The organism is Variovorax sp. CCNWLW225, assembly GCF_037204045.1.
Taxonomy (GTDB): Bacteria; Pseudomonadota; Gammaproteobacteria; order Burkholderiales; family Burkholderiaceae_C; genus Variovorax.
Genome location: NZ_JBBCBV010000001.1, coordinates 514,209 through 532,491 on the forward strand (window position 1 = coordinate 514,209; position 18,283 = coordinate 532,491).

General features: G+C 58.9%; 12 protein-coding genes and 1 pseudogene. 4 read left to right on the plus strand and 9 right to left on the minus strand.

Features of this window, described 5'->3' with window-relative positions:
* The first annotated feature begins 61 nt into the window (after positions 1 to 61).
* The gene (locus V9L20_RS02585) at positions 62 to 703 is read left to right on the plus strand and encodes a hypothetical protein (protein ID WP_337295379.1); all 642 of its coding nucleotides are present in this window, start codon (positions 62 to 64) and stop codon (positions 701 to 703) included.
* 99 nt (positions 704 to 802) lie between these two features.
* On the opposite strand, the gene V9L20_RS02590 is transcribed toward V9L20_RS02585, so the two are convergent.
* Positions 803 to 4,675, minus strand: a complete 3,873-nt coding sequence (locus V9L20_RS02590; protein WP_337295380.1) for a PIN domain-containing protein — start codon at positions 4,673 to 4,675, stop codon at positions 803 to 805.
* Between the two features lie 739 nt (positions 4,676 to 5,414).
* Between V9L20_RS02590 and V9L20_RS02595 the strand changes: the two genes are divergently transcribed.
* The 3 genes from V9L20_RS02595 to V9L20_RS02605 are packed head-to-tail and all read left to right on the plus strand — an operon-like array spanning position 5,415 to position 10,644.
* A complete protein-coding gene (locus V9L20_RS02595) occupies positions 5,415 to 8,954 on the plus strand; it encodes a hypothetical protein (RefSeq protein ID WP_337295381.1) in 3,540 nt (1,179 codons plus the stop codon).
* The gene (locus V9L20_RS02600) at positions 8,951 to 9,403 is read left to right on the plus strand and encodes a response regulator (RefSeq protein ID WP_337295382.1); all 453 of its coding nucleotides are present in this window, start codon (positions 8,951 to 8,953) and stop codon (positions 9,401 to 9,403) included. The genes V9L20_RS02595 and V9L20_RS02600 overlap by 4 nt, the downstream gene beginning before the upstream one ends.
* Positions 9,400 to 10,644 (plus strand): phosphorylase family protein, encoded by a 1,245-nt coding sequence (locus V9L20_RS02605; RefSeq protein WP_337295383.1) that lies wholly within the window; start codon positions 9,400 to 9,402, stop codon positions 10,642 to 10,644. Before V9L20_RS02600 ends, V9L20_RS02605 begins: the two co-directional genes overlap by 4 nt.
* A 236-nt stretch (positions 10,645 to 10,880) precedes the next feature.
* Here V9L20_RS02605 and V9L20_RS02610 read toward each other — a convergent pair.
* The 8 genes and pseudogenes from V9L20_RS02610 to V9L20_RS02645 form a co-directional block, all read right to left on the minus strand.
* Positions 10,881 to 11,627 (minus strand): annotated as a pseudogene (locus V9L20_RS02610) (DNA polymerase ligase N-terminal domain-containing protein); the annotation flags it as partial.
* Positions 11,606 to 12,619 carry a lysylphosphatidylglycerol synthase domain-containing protein gene (locus tag V9L20_RS02615; protein WP_337295384.1) on the minus strand — a complete coding sequence of 338 codons (1,014 nt, stop codon included), beginning with the start codon at positions 12,617 to 12,619 and terminating at the stop codon, positions 11,606 to 11,608. The gene V9L20_RS02615 and the pseudogene V9L20_RS02610, both read right to left, overlap by 22 nt.
* Before the next feature lie 7 nt (positions 12,620 to 12,626).
* Positions 12,627 to 14,165 carry a hybrid sensor histidine kinase/response regulator gene (locus V9L20_RS02620; RefSeq protein WP_337295385.1) on the minus strand — a complete coding sequence of 513 codons (1,539 nt, stop codon included), beginning with the start codon at positions 14,163 to 14,165 and terminating at the stop codon, positions 12,627 to 12,629.
* Positions 14,162 to 15,658 carry an ATPase domain-containing protein gene (locus tag V9L20_RS02625; RefSeq protein ID WP_258505092.1) on the minus strand — a complete coding sequence of 499 codons (1,497 nt, stop codon included), beginning with the start codon at positions 15,656 to 15,658 and terminating at the stop codon, positions 14,162 to 14,164. Before V9L20_RS02625 ends, V9L20_RS02620 begins: the two co-directional genes overlap by 4 nt.
* A gap of 183 nt (positions 15,659 to 15,841) precedes the next feature.
* Complete coding sequence (locus V9L20_RS02630) at positions 15,842 to 16,030, minus strand: hypothetical protein (RefSeq protein WP_157613021.1); 189 nt, start codon at positions 16,028 to 16,030, stop codon at positions 15,842 to 15,844.
* Between the two features lie 108 nt (positions 16,031 to 16,138).
* Positions 16,139 to 17,062 carry a cation diffusion facilitator family transporter gene (locus tag V9L20_RS02635; protein ID WP_337295386.1) on the minus strand — a complete coding sequence of 308 codons (924 nt, stop codon included), beginning with the start codon at positions 17,060 to 17,062 and terminating at the stop codon, positions 16,139 to 16,141.
* Positions 17,063 to 17,108: 46 nt separating this feature from the next.
* A complete protein-coding gene (locus V9L20_RS02640) occupies positions 17,109 to 17,288 on the minus strand; it encodes a DUF3606 domain-containing protein (RefSeq protein WP_126747474.1) in 180 nt (59 codons plus the stop codon).
* An 89-nt stretch (positions 17,289 to 17,377) separates the two neighbouring features.
* Positions 17,378 to 18,283, minus strand: a complete 906-nt coding sequence (locus V9L20_RS02645) for a response regulator transcription factor (RefSeq protein ID WP_258505086.1) — start codon at positions 18,281 to 18,283, stop codon at positions 17,378 to 17,380.

Below are 18,283 nucleotides of genomic sequence, written 5' to 3' on the forward strand. Positions count from 1 at the left end.
ACGCGAAGCAATGCTCGGGGCGCCGACGTTGAATTTTGTCAATTAGCTAAATCTACAACGCATGCCACTGATCGATCAACTGCATTCTGGCCTCGACGCCGGCGTCAAACGGCATTGGCGCTACGCGAAGGAGATGTTCGACATCAAACCCGAATACCTAATGACGATTGCCGTTGCGGACGCGCTCTCCGATGGGTACGACAACGTGAACGGCCTTGATGTGGAGATCCGTTTGGAACGTCCGACCCATAAGGCTGTCTACCAAGTCCTTGAAGGGTTTGTTACCAACAAACAATGGTTTGCCATTAGGAAAGACGCGGTCGGCAGCATCCTCCGAAAAGGGAAAGTAGACGTCATCGCTACCGCCGCGAAGCAAATACACTTGGTCGAACTAAAGGGATTCGATCCTGCTAAAGGACAAATTAAGAAGGAGATCGAGCGCTTCCAAGATTTTTTTGGATTGAATAAAGGCACGAACGCTGTGCGCGGCGGCCACGTCGTGTTCCCTTCTAAGACCAGCTGCGAAAAGCGCTTGAAGGTGTATGGTTCGACGCTTATCATGGACCCAGCATTGACCTTCGAAGTCATCTGCCGAAAGCAGGTGACAGGTGAAGATTCTCAAGACGGAATTCCCGCGTATTTCACAAACTCGATCTCCATCACCCGTCGCGCGGGTGCCGCTTCGGAGACTACCGACAAGTGACCGGTCGGCGACGCCGGTCACGCGGCGCCAGTGCTAGGCGACACCATCAAGTGCACCCGCGCAACCGTGCGCATACTTCGGTGAGGCCTGCTTACGAAATCACCTGCGTTTCAACAGCTTCCACTCGAAGGCCCGCCGTGCATGTGACGGAATGCGGCGGCCGTTGCGCCCGACAAGGGATCTGAGATGCTTCGCCATCAGCCTTACGAGCCCTTGGGTGAACTGCGGACGGCCATCGGTCAGCACCGCTAGGAATAGGCTGCAATAGCGGCCCAGAATCGCAGGATCCATCTGCTTCGAAGCAATGTCGATAAACGCAATGCTCACGTTGACCCCGGAGGCGATGTCCAATGAAGGTCTCCGAAAGCTCTGCAGCGCGCTCATCACTGCAGAGGACATACGGCGCGGAGTTTTGAGCGCCATCGCCAATAAGTCTTCGGCGCCGACGCTGACGAAGTCGTGATTTGCAAGCAGCTTGGTCTCGAGCGCGGAGACGTACAGCTTTCGCGTGAGATGGCCGAGTGCGACCGCCCGCATCAAGAGGGGCTGAAGGCTCGTTGAGGTTTTCACGTCGACGCTCGACGCCAACCCACGCAATCCGCCGTCCTCGGACAGCAGCATGGCGTTGCGTTCAAGGCACAGATAGAGCGTGTCCACCGCATCTCGTTCGAGGACTTGTGCCAAGCGTCGATGCTCCTCGGTCAACGTCTCCGGGCCGGACACCGGGACGACGTCACACGACGTGTCCATGAACTTGAGAATGCTCGCCAACAGTCGTTTGCGCCGGGTGAAGTACCAGCGTGGTATGTCCACAATTTGCAGGCGCCCACCCTGCTCGCTCATGTTGGCGGCGGTGCGCGGCTCGCGCATGGCAGCAAGGATAACTAGCAGCCGCTCCCGCTGCGTCTGGGCGATCAGTGGTCTTCTGGGCAGGGCCGCCATGGCCCCAGATGCCCCAAGACGAACAAGCTCGGCGAGTGTCAACAGGTCGACCACAAACGGCCGCTCGCCGTGGGCCATCTGCGCAAGAGCCGCATCGCGTTCCTCGGCACTTCCCACGCCAACGTACAGCGGAGCCAGCTTCGATGGCCATTCCAGCTGTAACGTTACCGGATCCGTTTGGGACAGCGCGGCCAAGACGCAGGTGGGCAGCCTGTGCTGACTGTAGAGCTGAAAATTCCTCTCTATCTGCAGTCGACGTTCGCGTGCTGATTGCTGCAGCAAGTCGACGTCAACCTCTCCATCGTCCTTGAGGACCCGGAAGCTCCATAGGGGTCCATTGGAGTTGATCTGCGCCGCAATGAGTTCTTGCGCTTTCGCGATTGCAAAACTGATCAGTGAGTTAATGCCGACAACTTCGAATTCCTGTTCGAACATGTTTCGCCGCAAGTTCACCTTGCCGCCAACGTGAAGCCCCGTGAGGCGACTCGCAAGCTCTGAACTGGCGGACACCAGTTCCGGCCAGGCACCCGCTGCAGTGGAATCTGGGTAGTCGATCGCGACGGTGAGCAGTTCGCTTCCGTGCTTGAGCTGAACCGCGCATCCTGGCCCGATCGTGGAGTTGGCCGTGAGCGTGGCGCTTTGCTCGCCGAGCAAAAGTTGCGCAAGGAAGTGACCGGCGAACTCCGAGTTGCCGGGGTGGGCGCGAAACAGTCGGAAGAGTCGCATCACCGCAAGCTCCGCCGCGCCGCTGTTCATTTGGTATCGGGCGAAGGCGATCTCTTGCGCCGGCTTCGCGTGCTTAAGCAAAGGATCACGCACCGCGAATGCACGCGAGCCTGCACGGTCCCCGAGTCGGAATAGGACATCCGCATACGCAAGAAGAAATTCAACGTCGTCTGGATCTACTGCGAGCTCCTGCTCGAGAAGGACTCGCATGTGGGGCCAGTGCCCCATCCGCGCTGCAAGGCTGATCTCGAGGCGTCTAATCCTAGGCAGCGAACGCACCTCTGCTGGCAGTGCATCCAACAGACGCTGGGCTTTCCTGCGCTGGTCTGTCTGGATCAGACAGACCAGCAACTTCTCCGAAAACTCGTCCGCGCCTGGCGCGTGAACCAGTCGCTCAAAGAGCCCAGCCGCATCGTCGTAGAGCTGCAGACTCAGAAACATATCTGCCACGGACACCATGGCGACGCTAGCGACGCTAATACCGGTTTCGTTGGATAGCAACCTCCTGAGACTCGCACGCGCAATGGCGATGGCTTCAGTGCGTTTGCCAAGGGTCTGGAGGAAACGCCCCTCAAGCAGTGCGGCAAGAACGTCATCAGGATGGAGCGCCACGAACTCTCGGATTCCCGCAAGTGCCTGATCGCGCTCACCGCTATGCCACTGCGCGAGATATTCCAACGGGATGATCCGCTGAACCCTTTCGTCGCCAGCGAACCGAGCCTTGGCAGTTGCCAGAATCGCGCTGGTCCACGGAACGTCACCCCGGTGCGCGGCAATCTCGGCAAGCTGAGCAAGAACCGAGGCCGGCAATTCTTCGAGTCGGTGATCGGTGAGGGCGTGTACCCCGTCAATGTCTTCCCTATTGGCGAGATCCGATATGTGCACACGCAGCAGCTGTTCCAACTGCGGATGTCGCGGGAGCAACTGTTGCCCGATGCGCTGCGCGCGCGCAACCTGCCGCAAGACGACCAGGGCAGAAACAGCGTTCGTTGCGAGCTCCTGCGAGATAACGTCGGCCTGCTGGCCTGCCAGAACCGATTCCAGCGGCTCGAAGCGCTCCAAGGCGTCTGTCAGTGCCAGGCGCTGCTGATCGGGAAGCTGCCCGATGAGCGATGCCACGGGGTCCAGTGCGGCCCAGCCCAGCACTTCGGCGAGCAGCGCCCGGCGCGCATCCAGACTTCCTCCGTCCAGCTCGATGCATCGTCGCAGCATCGAGACCGCACCCTCATGATCGCCCTCCGCCCCCAGCAGCCGAGATTTCGAGAACAGGTAGTCCGCTTGGTCGAGAATGTGGGTCGGCACCTCCGGGGCAGAGCGGTTGTTCGCGCGGCGCATATGCACGCTCATTCCCCACAATGGCGCGCTGTCCGGGAACTTCGCCAGAGCTTCGTCACACGCGACGTCGGCGGTTTCGAACTGTTTGCGGATGAAGTATGCGTGGACCCGGTTGACGTGCGCCTTCTCGTCGTCGGGTGCAAATTTGAACGCGTCGAGAAACCCTTGCGCAGCGCCCTCTTGGTCGCCTTCCAGCATGGCGATGGCAGCCCCGTTGGTGTGCCAGCGAAACTTGGAGAATTCGTCCCTGAAGGCCGATGGATCCCCAAGGCTTGTCAGGAGGTTCTTCGCGTCTGTGGTCGCGCCCGCGCGCAGACGGTCTCTGACATGGTCAAGGCTCGCCACCACCCCAGGATCGGCTTCGTCCCCCCGCGCGTCGGGCGCCAGCGCCGCCCGACTGGTCGACACGTTGCTCATCGCGTCGATAAGCTGCTGATGAAACACCTCCTGTTTCGCCGCGGATCCCTGCACAAGGGTCAGCGTCTGCGTTGCGGTTTCTTCGATGGTAAGCAGAGTGCTGCCCGGAAAGCCAGGAATGAACGCCCGCCCGACTTCGGGATGCAGCTTGATTCGGTCGGAAATCCCGTTCCAGAAATCTACGGAGACGGTGAATTTTCCCTCGGCACGACGGCGATTGCTTAGTTCATGCACAGTCTTGACGAGCTCGGCCTTGGCGGGCGCCGTCGTCGCAAACAGGAGATGCTGAATGTCGAGGCTTGCCTTGTCGGCGGCCGCGACGTCGTCGGTGACAGTCGCCAGCGTGAATTTGGTCCGCACGTAGTGCTTGCACTGAATACCGACACTGCGCCTGCCATCGTGCCCGAGGATGTCAACGCCGAACTGGCCCTGTCCAGAGCGCCCAACCCGCATCAGGTCGTGGGTTCGCCATACTAGGCTGTACAGCATGAGGCACATTGCCTCGAAATCTTCCTCGCCAATGGGGACCTGAAGTTCGTTGCTGACTGCCAAATATGTCTCCCGGATACGGAAGCTCTTTTGAGCTAAGAAGCTAGGCGACCCGCCGCTCGGCTGAAGTGTCCGCTATTTCTTCCAGGTGTCGGCTGACCTGTATTCGGCAGTCATCGGCAACCAACGTGCTCGACGGATCGGCGCCGGCCCTGTGGACCAACTCCTAGGATGTCGTCGCACGATGGTTCTTCAAGAACAAAGAATGTCTAGGCTAGAACATGCCCTGCGCTGAGCAGCTCGCCAAGGTCTCGCCACGCGTCACGAGCACAGCCACGGTGGTCGATTTGCGCGGGCCCACAGCATGATCTTGGCCTTGATGGGCGCATTCGGTGGGCACTTCGACACCGAGAGCTCAAAGCCCATCGCCTGGAAACGAAGCAACGAATTGAGGGCGCTCCTTGGGCTATCGAGCTAGGTGGCAGCTTGAGATCGCAGATCGAGAAGCTCTCAGAGACCACGCCTGCCTTAGCTCGCGCAAAGTCCGAGCGATTTGGCGGACTACCCGGCTTGCGAGATGCAAGGCCAGCCTATCACGTCGAAAAGTAGAAACCAGTCTGCCGGCGAACACTGCTGATGCAAGCTTGGACGTTGGCCGCGGCACCAAAGGCCGAGACTTCCACTAGAGAACCAAGTAGCGACGCCTCGCCGCGTTGTGACACAAAAAGATCCTTTTCCCAAGTTCAGCGATACAAGATGCAGTAGACGAATCGGTACATACTCGTAACATGCATTTCAGGAAATGAACAGTCAGATGCAAAGCCAAAAACGACGAAAAAACGACTCGAGGAGCGCCTCAAAGCCAACGACCCCTCTGAACCGTCTTAGAGGTGCGGTCGGAGAAAAGAAAAACTGGGGGGCGATGCGGAGTGCTCTTGACAGCGTCAAAAACGATGGTCCTGCGCAAAACTTTGAGCGCCTTTACAAAATCAGCATGCTCAGCCCGATCCAAGATGTCGCAATTCCATCCGCCAAGCCCATCAAGAAACATGGGCGATTGCAGTCAGTACTTCCATTAGATGCAGCCAGCATTCACAAAGAAATACGGTGGGCCGCAACGATCATTAAATCGAATGCCGCTCTAATTAACAAGTTTGTTAAAATCCGACAAGAATTCATCACCTCTTTGTTGACGGGTGACCTTGTCAGGGCGGAAACTTTGCTTGATGAGTCAGATAAATCTTGCGGGCTGTCACTTTGGGCAATCGAAAATAGAATCGCGATCAAAGCGGTGGCGGGAGGGTTCGAGTCCCCGAAGATTTACATCGGTTCAATCGTTGAGGAAGGAAGAAGGACTTTTGCGGGATTTTTCGCGAGCAATATCGGCGAAAGAAATGAATCAAGAGTTAGCAAAGCAAGCTACGAGAGCCGATTGCGTGAGAAAATAAAATCATGGAAGCTATCCTCCGATCACGAGGCTTATGTTCTATACAAGCTGATCGGCAATCCTCCTCGGACGCTCATCCAGGCTTGTGAAATTTTAAGCTTCGAAGCTTCTAGCTCTCCACTAGATCTCTATGACACCTTGATAGACATCCTATCATGGCTTAAAGATATCTCAGGAACTAGTGAAAAAGAAGTTCTTTCAGCAATTAACTCCCTTGCAGGCATACAGGACCCATGCCTCTCCAACCTATCAACCCTCTACTCGCAAGCCGTCGGCGCAGAAATTGAGGTAGATCCAAGCGAGCACATCGATGCGTTCTTACAAGGAAACTATGAAGGCGCTGCAGAACTAACTTATCAACGCCTTCGTGCTCACCCGGATGATTTCACATCCATACTTGTTGCGGCCCGCCTTTTGGCCATGGGCCACAACTGCGACATAGTGAGCGAGGGACTTAATGCGAAAATCATAACTCTGATGGGCGACTATCTCGCGCAAGAGAGTGAAAACAACGAGGCTGCTCAGGCGCTCGAACGCATAGCCCTCAATTTTCGTTGCTTACCCATTTCGGCAAGCATCAATGCCTTGCTTGATGAAATTAGCACAAGCGTGCTCGGCGACATCGCAGTGGCGTCTGCAGTGAGAGCGAGTTCGCTGCCTTTGCCGGTACTTCTAAGTTTATTGGGGCCAACTCAGGGCACTCAATTTCTTGAGGCAAATGAATCCTCCACGCCAGCATTCCTTTACGAAGGCTTAGCCCGCGGATCTAAAAAACATGAGCCAGTCTTGATCGGCCTCTCTCCAGAGGCAATCGGTTTTGCGACGGTTACACATTGCAAATCGACCGGAGATTTTTCTAGAGGACTCGAAGAAATTTCTCGAATTGAAAAATCTGCCAATGTTTATATGCAGCAAGAAGCCACGATTCTGCGCGCTTGGTTTAATCTAGACGAGGGCAATATTTTTGATGCCCTACTGCATACCGTCCGCACGGCGATAAAAAAACCAACCCTGCTCCGCTCACTACCCTTAACCAGAATAATTGAAAACCGCGGCTTTAGAGATCTCAAGCAACTAGAGCGCGACATCTGCCTTTCGATCGGGTTTTTTCTGTATATCTCGCAAACGCGGGAAAACACGAAAGACGTCGCTTTAAAAGTCGCTTGGAAGCAATTTCACAAAGCGCACGGAGTTGCAAAGCCATCAGAATTACCTCATCTGAAAGCCGCCTTCGAGCCCAACCAACTACTCTTCTTTCTTCGGTACGTATGCACCCAAGAAATCATGGAACTGAGTTCCGAATTTAACAGCCCTGCAGATCTTGAAAAAGAGCGACTTTTGATTTGCATCGCGCTTTCCGAATTGGACCCAGAGCACGCGACTGAATATAACTCCGAAATTATTGAGCTCACAAGGCGACTATCGATCGAGGATGGTGTTCAGCAAGTGGAGAGCTCGCGTGTTTACGTCGACCTACTTGGCTTGCAACGATGGTGTCACCAGAACCTAAACGAACTCTTCCTCCGATACCTAGACTATATGGGGGCGGGCTTAGAGGCCTCTGGGGAGGCACTTGAACGAAGCTTGCTGGCGCTTCTCAGGAAAAGCGGCTTTGAAGCTGAGGTGGTGAATTTTCTAGATGGCTACGATATCAGCGCAGACTCTCTACTAGCCGAACTCATCGAGGCTGTCGCCACCGCATTCCTCACGCTCCCGCGGTTCGGTTTAGACGCATTTCTAGGGTCCAGAGTTCGACACGGCTCACTAGAGGGTGGCTTCAGAAGTCCTTTGGAAGCTCGACGGCTAATTACAAAGATTGACTCTTCGTCGAATCAGTATGAAACAAATATTCATTGGCTGAACGACGTAGAATTCAAGAGCAAAGAACAAAGGAACGCCATCGATAAGGTATTAAACAACTTCTCAAAAAGCATTGACTCGCTTATCGACGGGGCGATTAGTAGATTTGTCTATGTCCGCACGATTCACAACAATGAAGGTTTAATAACACTTTGGCCGACCGATGAGCTGAAGAAGAGGAACCTTCTCAAGTATTGGCTTATTCAAACAAAACTGAATTTATCTCCAACTGCTACCATTGAGCAGTTCGTGGAATTTTGCACAACGACATTTTTTTGGCCAACTCTTAAGCAATCACTATCAGAGGCGGCCGAATACGTTACGGAAACATTGGCTGGAGAAGTCCGCGCCGAACTCGAACGCCTCTCAACAGAAATACAAAATATAACGAAGCAGCTGCCCCTATTAATCGCGACTATTGACGCCGCAAAAGGCGATATTGAGCAGGCAGCCCTAAAGGTTTCAAAATGGTTCAGTCCACCGCAATTTACGAATGCGGGCTCCACTTACCTATTGAAGACGGGAATTGAAATTGGAATTACTTCCTTACGCCATCTTCATCCGCGATTCGAGCCCGCGGTACAGTGGGTAGTTACGGAACGAGCGAATGTGCTGTTGCACCCTACCGCATTTCAAATCATCAACGATGTATCATTTCTGATATTCGGAAACATTATCAAGCATTCCGGCTATTTCGAGGGCTCTCGTTCTGACGGTGTCGCGCCCGCTGTTCAGATTAGCATTGGCTGGAGCGACCCTGGGTTTGTCGAGGTGGAAGTAAGAAGTGCAATCGCCGAAGATAAAAATATTGGGTCCATAGAAGAAAATGTAGCTACTGCTCTGAAGCAGATCGAATTAGGACAATTCGATACTGTTGCAAAAAAGAAAAACAAAACGGGCTTGGTACGGCTAGCGTCGACGCTCAACTATGAGCGAGCAGACGACAAGACCTTAGAGTTCGGCGTTGTTGACAATAGAACCTTCCGCGTGTTCTTTTCTGTGCCAGAATTTTTCTTAACTGGGAAGTCGCAATGACCAAGCGAATTCTACTAGTCGAGGACGATCTGCCTAAAAAAACCCAAATCATTGACTCCCTTCGCGCCGCCTCGGTTGAGCTTACGTTTGCGCAGTCGGTGAACGAAGCAATCCGCCGTCTTGACGAGACGACCTTCGACTGCGTGCTGCTGGATATGTCTTTGCCTACCTTCAATGAAGGAGCTAATGCATCATCAAGTGGACGGCAGCAGGATTTCGGAGGTCGTCAGATTCTCACTTACATGTGGGAACTCGAAATATCATCACGGGTCATGTTAGTGACCCAGTTGCCTGGCTTCAAGACAGAGATCGGCAAGGAGGTAAAGTTGAAAGATTTGGATGAGGCGCTAACCAAGGATTTTCCTGGGCTTTATATGGGTTTTATTCATTTCACCCATAGCACTGATGCGTGGGCAAGAAGAATCAAAGATTTTGTGGATGCCTTATGACCAAGGTTTTGATCGTTGATGACAATCCGAATAAATACTCCGCACTGGTTCAGCTGGTAGGTCGGCCTTCGCTGACGGCGGATGATGTATCTGTCGCGAGCAATATCCGAGACGCCCTAGTGCTCTTGCAAAAACTGCAGTTTGACGTACTCGTGCTGGATATGTTTCTCCCCGAAGTGCCGTGGAGCGAACCAATTGCAGATGGGGGATCACGCCTGCTTGATCACCTCGAGGAAGACGACGAGTTAAAGACTCCGAAATACATTATCGGAATTACAGCTTCTGGTCAAGAAGACGATTTAGCAAGTGTAGCTTTTCAGGACAAGCCTTGGGTTTTACTTAGAACAACTGGCGGAGTGGCATGGGAGCGCCGCTTGGTAGCGATGATCACTCACGCAATTGATAGTGAAGCCGCACAAGACGCGTTAGGTTTCGGGGTTGACGTATGTCTAATAACCGCGCTTAAAACGCCGGAATTCGAAGCTTTGACCCGAACTGGGGTTGTTTTTGATGACCCAACACTAATGGACAGTTCGACATACATACAGAAGGGCACGTTGAAATCCGGCGAACGGACTTTGGCTTTAGTCGCAGGCACTTGTCTTCGAATGGGATCGACGGAAGCGGCACTGTTAGCGGCAAAATTGATAGAACGCTATCGCCCAAAAATCGTGGCGATGGCGGGAATTTGTGCCGGATATGAGGATAAGGTCGGCTACGGCGACGTAATCGTCGCGAGTCCCTGCTGGGATTACAGCATGAGCTCAAAAATTACCGTTGTGCCTGATGGCACTCGGACAGTGACCCATGCACCTGATTATATAGAGGTGGCGTCGGAGATCAGCTCCAGATTTGATCAAATGAGCGGCGACGATAGCTTTCTGTCAGCGATACATGCAAATTGGCCCGGAGATAAGCCGAGGGCTCGCCCCCAGATTTTTGTTGGTCCATCTGCAACCGGTCCTGCTGTGATCGCAGATGCTGGCGTGTTTTCAGACATTAGAAAGCAACAGCATCGAAATACGATCGGCCTTGAGATGGAGGCATATGGAATCTATTCCGCAGTTAGAAAATCATCGCGCCCCCGGCCTCTTTTTTTTAGTGCAAAGGCAGTTTGCGATTATGCGAGCTTTTTGAAGGACGATAAATATCAAAAATATGCTTCGTATACCAGCGCGTCGGTCGTCGTCGAATTTTTAACGCGTTACGGCGCTGATCTCTGCCAGACTATCTCTGAGTAGAATTTGTGCCAATTCGTGGGATCTAGCGGTACTGCTTGCCAGATGGGTTTGCTCACGTTCTCTGATCGGCGCTAACGAGCTATGCTTGGATAGTAGCAGCGGCAAAGGCAACGGTAGTTATTGAACTGACGAGCTTGGCGCTTGCACTCAATCGCAACGGGGCCAAATCGTAATGCAACAGCTGATTCGAATCCCGGGGTATTGGCAAAAGCAACAGGTTCCAGTACCTATATCAGTTTGATTTCGTAGAACCAGTTGTCGGGGTCGGGCGGCGGGCCGTCGACCAGCGTGGCAAGCAGCGGCGAAAGCTTGGCGGGCATGGCGGCCTTCACCGCATCGGCCGGCATGCCGCCGCCCGATGCCTTGCCGCGTTTTGCACGTGCGGGTGCCGCATTGGCCGCGGGCGCCGCGGCGCCGGGCGTAGGCATCGGCATCTCCGCCACGCTGTCGGGAAACTGGTCGACCACGCTGAACTCGGCGGCCGGGCGGGCGTAGTCGTCGTGCTCCTTGATCAGCAGCCACGCATCCTGCTTGTCGTCCTTGCTGCTGTGCATGCGCACCAGCGCCCACTTGCCGCGCAGCTTGTAGCCATGCAGTTCGAACTTGAGGTTCCCCGCCTTGTAGCCCTTGCGCGCATCGCCAATGGGCGTCCAGGTGCCCTTGTCCCAGATGATCACCTTGCCCGCGCCGTACTGCTTGGGCGGTATCACGCCTTCGAACTGGTTGTACGAAATCGGATGGTCCTCGACGTGCACCGCCATGCGCTTGTCATGCGTGTCGTAGCTCGGTCCCTTGGGCACTGCCCAGCTCTTCATCGCACCATCGAGCTCGATGCGAAAGTCGTAGTGCAGGCGGCTCGCCCAGTGCTTCTGCACCACGAACTGCAGCGTGCCGGGTGCCGATGCGCCGCCTTCCTCCGGCTCCGGCGTAACGCCGAAGTTGCGCTTTTCCTTGTAGCGCTTCAGCGGGTTTGCGCGCGCCATGGTGTCTCGCTCCCCGCGTCCTGAGGATGGCTCGCCGCGTAGCGTTCGAGCAAAAGGTAAAGCACGACGCCGCCGGCCAGCGGCAGCAGGTAGTAGAGCGCGCGGTACGCCAGCACGGCGCCCATCAACGCGCCCTGCCGCACGGTGCCCGAGAGCAGCGCCAGGTACACGGCTTCCAGCACGCCCAGCCCGGCCGGAATCGGCGTGATCACCCCGACGATGGAAGCGGCGAGCAGCACGCTCAGCGTGGTCGCATACGGCACCTGCCGGCCCAGCAGCAGGTACATGGCGCAGCCCATCAACGCCCAGTTGGCGGTCGAAAGCGTGAGCTGCACCAGCGCGAGTTGCGCCGAAGGAAGCTTCAGCCGCCGCCCCCTCACCTGCCATTGGCGCCCGCGCGAGAACGCACATGCCACCACGTAGGCGGCGGCCAGCAGGATCATCACCACGCCAAGCACGCGCAGTGCGTCCGTGCCGATGTTGGCTTGGCGCGGCGGCGTGATGGCACCCGCCGCAAACAGGCCGCCCGCCAGCAGCCCGTAGCCCAGCCAGTTGGTTGCCAGGCTGATGCCGACGATCTGCGCCACGGTGGTTTCGTCCACCCCGGCGCGCGCATAGAGCCGTGCACGCAGCGCGATGCCGCCCACCAGCGACCCCAGGTTGAGATTGAAGGCATAGCTCGTGACCGCGATGGCCCAGGTGCGCCAGCGGGGCACGCGGTGGCGCGTGTGCCGCCGGCCGATGAGGTCGAAGCATCCGTACAGCGCGTGGCTCGCGGTTGCGATGCCCAGCACGCCGAGCAGCAGCATGGCCGGATAGCGCTGCAATGCATGCCATGCACCCGCCCAGTCGACCTTGTGCGCGTGCGAAAGCAGCAGCCCCAGCACTGCCAGCCCGAGCAGCGGCAGCAGCCAGCGGCGGCAGCGCCGCCACAGCGACGGCTTCATGGGCGAAGGGCCGGCCGCCGAGAGCGTGGTGGCGTCGTGGTTCATGGTGTTGCTACAGAGCGGAGACGAGCGCCGCAAGATCGAGCGGCTTGAGCAGGTGGTGGTTGAACCCCGCCATGGCAATGCGGTCCTTGTCGCCCTGCTGGCCCCAGCCGGTCAATGCGACGAGGATCAGCCCCCTGAGCGCGGGATTGGCACGCAGCTTGATGGCGAGTTCGCAGCCGTCCATGCCCGGCATGCCGATGTCCAGGATTGCAAGGCCCGGCAGCACGCCTTCGGCCACCGCACGCAATGCGGCGTCGCCGCTGTAGGCCACATGGGTCGAGGCTCCGAGCGACTTCAGCAGGTCGCTCAGTGCGTCGGCCGCATCGCGGTTGTCGTCCACGATCAGCACCGTGCCGGGCAAGGAAGCCGGCCAGCCTTGAATGGCCGTCCCCTGCGGCCTCGGCAGGTCCGCCCCGATGCGCGTGAGCGGCAGGCGCACGCAGAACATCGCGCCCCGCCCGAGGCCCGCGCTGGTGGCCTCGACGCTGCCGCCGTGCAGTTCGACCAGGCTCTTCACCAGCGTGAGCCCGATGCCCAGCCCGCCTTGCGCCGCCTTGGAAGTGCCGCTGACCTGAACGAACATCTCGAAGATCGACTCCAGCATTTCGGATGCGATGCCGGTGCCGTTGTCCCAGACCTCGACCACGGCCTGGCGGCCCTCCTTGCGCAGCGCAATCCTGATCTTGCCGCCCGGGGCCGTGTACTTGGCGGCGTTGTTGAGCAGGTTCGAAAAGACCTGCGTCAGGCGAACGCCGTCGCCCCGCACCACCAGCGGTTCGGCGAGCAGCTCCGTGGTCAGTTCGTGCCTCGAGCCTTCGAGCAAGGGGCGGCTCAGTTCGATGGCGTCCTTGATGACCGATTCGAGCGCCACTGCTTCCATGCGCAGTTCGATCTTGCCGCGCGTGATGCGCGAGACCTCCATCAGGTCGTTCACCAGCCGCACCATGTGGTCGATCTGCCGGCCCATCAACTCGTAATAGCGCAGGGCTTCCGCGGCCTCATGCGGCTTTCGCATCAGGAGAGTGAGCGCGGTGCTCATGGGTGCGAGCGGATTGCGCAGCTCGTGCGCCAGCGTGGCTAGAAACTCCGTCTTGCGCTGGTCGGCTTCGCGCAGCCCGTCGAGCAGGTCGCGCAACTGGTACTGGCGGTTGCGCGCGCGCAGCGCCGTGCGCACTGTGCTGATGAGCGACGCCACCCGCATCGGGCGTTCGATGACGGTGACGTTGGCGAGCTTGTCCATGGCCTCGGCAATGACGCGCGAATCCGCGCCCTGGCGGGCAAGAATGAGCACCGGCACGTCGGACCACGGCGCCTGCGAACCCAGCACCTCGTTCAACGCGGCCGCGGCCGGATCGGCCAGCACCTCTTCCGCCAGCATGACCGCGCCCGCGCCCACCTGCAGTTCCCGCACCAGCTCGCACAGGTTCGCGCAGGAGTGCGTGTCGATCTGAGCGCGAGCCAATACGGCATTGGCCATGACGGCGTCCCTGGAGGTCGCGGTTCGCAACAGGATGCGCTGCTCGACGGGTGCCGGTGCTGCGCTCACGATTGGGGCTGCACGCCGTCGATGGGAACCGGAATGCCCGACAGGATGCCCCTGAAGTTACGCAGCGGCTCGCCGATCTTCAGGCCCGTGGCGGTCATCGAGAAATCGCGGATGCTCCGCTCATGCGCCCCGCCGCGCTTCTTCAGCACCGAGATCGCCTGGCGCACTTCGCCCTCGAGCTCGAAGTAGCGAAGCAGCACCACGGCATCGGCCAGGTAGCTCGCATCCACGGGTGTCTGCATCTGCATGCCGATAAGGCCGTGCTGCGCGCCGACCAGCAGCGTGGCCACGCCCGCCTGCCCCAGGTAGGAGAGCAGTTCGTGCAGCTGCGCAATCAGAAACCGCTCGTCCGGCATGGCGTTGAGATAGCCGTTCAGGCTGTCGATCACTACCACCGCCGCACCCGACTCCACCACTGCCAGCCGGATCAGGTGCACGAACTCGCCGGGCGACAACTCGGCGGGGTCGACCTGCCTTACCTTGATGCGGCCGGCATCGATGTGCGGCCCCAGGTCCATTCCCATGCTTTCGCAGCGCGTGCGCAAGGTGTTGATGCTCTCGTCGAAAACGAAGAGCGCCGCGCATTCGCCGCGCTGTGCCGCGGCAAGCGCGAACTGCACCGCCACGGTCGACTTGCCGGTGCCCGGTGCGCCGACGAACAGCGTGCTCGTTCCCCGCTCTATGCCGCCGCCCAGCAGGGCGTCGAGCGACTCGATGCCGCTCGGAATCCGCACCTGCGTGAGCGCGGTCGAATGTTCTGCAGCCACCAGGCGCGGAAACACGCGCAGGCCGCCGCGCTCGATGCGGTAGTCGTGATAGCCGCCGCGAAACTGCTGGCCGCGGTACTTGCTGACGACCAGCCGGCGCCGCGCGGCGCCGTAGTCGGAGCTGATCTGCTCGAGCCGCAGCACCGCATGGGCGATGCTCTGCACCTGCAGGTCGTGCTTCATGGCGGTCATGTCGTCGAGCAGCAGCACGGTGCACTGCCGGCCCGCAAAGAACTGCTTGAGCGCCAGGATCTGCCGCCTGTAGCGCAGCGAACTGCCGGCCAGCAGGCGCAACTCGGAGAGCGAATCGAACACGACCCGCGAGGGCTTGATCACATCGACATCCGACAGGATCCTCAACGTGGTTTCGCTGAGCTCGACCTCCGAGGGATGGAACATCGTGTATTGCTCGTCGGGCTCGAGCGCGGCTTCCGAAGGGAGCATTTCGCGCACCTCGATGCCGCTCAAGTCCCATCCGTGGGAATTTGCGACACCCCTGAGCTCATGCCCCGTTTCGGACAAGGTGACATACAGCACCGATTCGCCGCGCTTGGCCCCTTCGATCAGGAACTGGAGCGCAATGGTGGTCTTGCCGGCGCCAGGCGTGCCTTCGACCAGGTAGAGGCGATTGGCCGTGAGGCCGCCTCCCAGAACATCGTCGAGGCCGGGCACGCCGATCTTTATCAAGCGTTCCTGCGTGGCCCCCGTCGCGGCGTCGATCTTCATTTTTTCCTCCATCGTATGGACAGACAGTCCTTCTTTACGCTGTTGTCTGTTTGCGATCTGCCTGCGGGAAAATGACTCCGCAGGCCGGGCAAGTCGATGCCCGCAGGAATGATTTTTAGCTAAGGGGCAGAGCCTTACCTGTAGGGCGGCGCCTTTTTCGCGAGAAGACAAAGCTCCCGCCACTCAAGACTTTTCGGGCGTCTTGTGCTCGGCCGAACCCGGGTCTTCGAGCTTCTTGTTCTCGACCTTCTTCATCATTTCCTCGCCCTCGGTGTCGCTGCCGTCGGTGGGCACGGATTCTTCCTGCGTGATCTCGGGTTCGTCTGGCGAGCGCTTCGGGCGCGAGGCCGGCGGCGGTGTAGGCGTATTCATGCGGCTATCTCCTGAGTGAGGCCCGACAGTGGCGCAAGCGCAGGGCCGGAGCGCTCAGGCAAAGACGTGAGCGCGGGTCAGCCAAGGCCGACGATGCGGCCCGGCGCCTCAGGCAGGCACGACGGCTTCCACCGGCGCTTCGCTCGCCTCGATGAAAAGCCGCCGGATCATGGGAAAGCGCGCGCGCACCTGTCCTTCGATGGCCGTGATGGCGTCGGCCGCCTCGCCGGTGGCCGTGCCCTCCTTGAAGTTCACATCGACGATGGCCAGCACCTCGTCGGGCCCGATGTACATCGACAGCACATGGCCGACGTCGCTGACGCTGGGCTGCTCCATGGCCAGGCTGCGAATGGCGCGCGCCGTCTCGGGGCGGATGCCCTCGCCGATGAGAAGCCCGCGCGCCTGGCCGATCAGCAGCACCGCCACGCCCGCCAGCAACAGGCCGATCACCACCGAGGCGGCGCCGTCGAGTTCGGGCATGCCGAAGCGGTGGCTCAGGTAGATGCCGAGCGCGGCCACGGCCAGGCCGATGAGCGCCGCGGAGTCTTCGGCCAGCACGGTATAGGTGGTCGGGTCCTTGCTTTGCCCGAGCGCGCGCCAGAAAGGCACGCCCCGCGCCTGGGCCCGGAATTGCCGCAACGCGATGAGAAAGCTGGTGCCTTCGAACACGAAGGCCAGGGCCAGCACGACGTAGTTCCAGGTGGGGTCGCGCATCGGCTCCGGCTTGCGGATGTGCTGGATGCCCTCGTAGAACGACACACCCCCGCCCAGCCCGAAGATGAGCACCGCGACGATCAGGCTCCAGAAGTACAGCTCCTTGCCATGGCCGAACGGATGCTCGGGCGTTGCGGGCCGCTGGCTCAACCTGATGCCCACCAGCAGCAATACGCCGTTGAAGGTATCGACCGCGGAATGGATGCCTTCGGACAGCATCGCCGAGCTGCCGGTGATGCCGGCCACCACGAACTTGGTCGCGGCAATGGCCACGTTGGCGCCGATCGCGCCGTAGATGGCAACCTTGGATTCAGCCATCCATCAGGGGGTGCGGCCCAAACTCGGCCCGCGGCCCCGCTGCTCTTCAGGGAAGGCCAAGGTAGACCCGCAGGTCGTCCTTGTAGGTGCCCGCGGATGCCACCGCCAACCGGAGCCGCGTTTCGCTGACGCCGAACCACTTGGTCCAGTAGTCGACCTCTTTCAGGTCGGTGATGTCGATGTGCTCGTCGTTCTGCGGAACGCGAATCTCCATATCGTCCGGCATCGGGCTCTCCAGGTTGTTGGAGACGGCAGTTTCACCGCCGGAAAAACACGCTTTGCCGGTCGCCTTCCATGGTTCTTGCAGGACAAGTTCTACACGCGCGCGCCGGGCGAGTCAGTGGCACGGTTCTTTCCATGGAGCCGCTCCAGCCGGTATCCCAGACCCTGCACGGCCCGCAGGTCCCAGCCGTTGCTCTTCAGGTCCAGGGTGCGCCGCAGGCGGGAAATGCTGACGTCCAGAGAACGCGACTGCGTGTCTTCGCCCTTGTCCCACACGGACGAATACAACCAGTCGCGCGTGAGCGTGTGGCCCGCATGGCAGAAAAGCTCGAGCGCAAGGTCGAATTCGACCGCACGCAGTTGAGACCTCTCGCCCGATACCTCCACCACGTCGCTCGTGAGAGAAAAACGATAGCAGTCCCACGTCGGGTCGGCGTCGGGCACGCTCACGCCGAAGCGCCGCATGAACATGCGAGCTACGCAGCAGAACTCGACGAACGAGGTCGGGCTCACGATCACTTCGTTGGTCGCGTTCCAGTGCAGGTCCGAAAGCGACTGCAATTGCTTGCGCGAAGCAAGGCACAGCACCGGCGTGCGGTGCCCGACCAGCGCCTTGACCTCCTGCAGCTGCAGCAGGGACGACTCGGCGTCGTTTGCCAGCGCCAGAAAGACCATGTCGAATTTGAGCGTGGGCGCAGCCCCTGCGCCGGCCATCTCGGCGGTGCTCGCAAAGGCCGTGGGCTGGTGCCCGAATCTCCTGACGGCGCGCCGTGCGTATTCGCGCGTGCGCAGCTCGGGGTCGACCACTGCGATACGCGCGCCTTCGGGCCGCACGAACATCATCGGTTGCAGGGCCCTGCGGTGCCATGCCGCCGTCGGGCGGGCACCCGGCTCGCTGCTGTCGTTGACGGCTTCGGCCGCCAACACGGAGCCCTTGGCGAATTCGCTTCGGGCATCCACCGGGTTCATGGTCACGACGTTTGAAATTGGACTGCTCAT

Excerpts from the sequence above, each read along its gene's own strand:
- V9L20_RS02600 (WP_337295382.1), top strand. The coding sequence starts at position 8,951 with ATGACCAAGCGAATTCTACTAGTCGAGGACGATCTGCCTAAAAAAACC.
- V9L20_RS02635 (WP_337295386.1), bottom strand. The coding sequence starts at position 17,062 with ATGGCTGAATCCAAGGTTGCCATCTACGGCGCGATCGGCGCCAACGTG.
- V9L20_RS02645 (WP_258505086.1), bottom strand. The coding sequence starts at position 18,283 with ATGAGCAGTCCAATTTCAAACGTCGTGACCATGAACCCGGTGGATGCC.
- V9L20_RS02625 (WP_258505092.1), bottom strand. The coding sequence starts at position 15,658 with ATGAAGATCGACGCCGCGACGGGGGCCACGCAGGAACGCTTGATAAAG.
- V9L20_RS02605 (WP_337295383.1), top strand. The coding sequence starts at position 9,400 with ATGACCAAGGTTTTGATCGTTGATGACAATCCGAATAAATACTCCGCA.
- V9L20_RS02615 (WP_337295384.1), bottom strand. The coding sequence starts at position 12,619 with ATGAACCACGACGCCACCACGCTCTCGGCGGCCGGCCCTTCGCCCATG.
- V9L20_RS02585 (WP_337295379.1), top strand. The coding sequence starts at position 62 with ATGCCACTGATCGATCAACTGCATTCTGGCCTCGACGCCGGCGTCAAA.
- V9L20_RS02640 (WP_126747474.1), bottom strand. The coding sequence starts at position 17,288 with ATGCCGGACGATATGGAGATTCGCGTTCCGCAGAACGACGAGCACATC.
- V9L20_RS02630 (WP_157613021.1), bottom strand. The coding sequence starts at position 16,030 with ATGAATACGCCTACACCGCCGCCGGCCTCGCGCCCGAAGCGCTCGCCA.
- V9L20_RS02595 (WP_337295381.1), top strand. The coding sequence starts at position 5,415 with ATGAACAGTCAGATGCAAAGCCAAAAACGACGAAAAAACGACTCGAGG.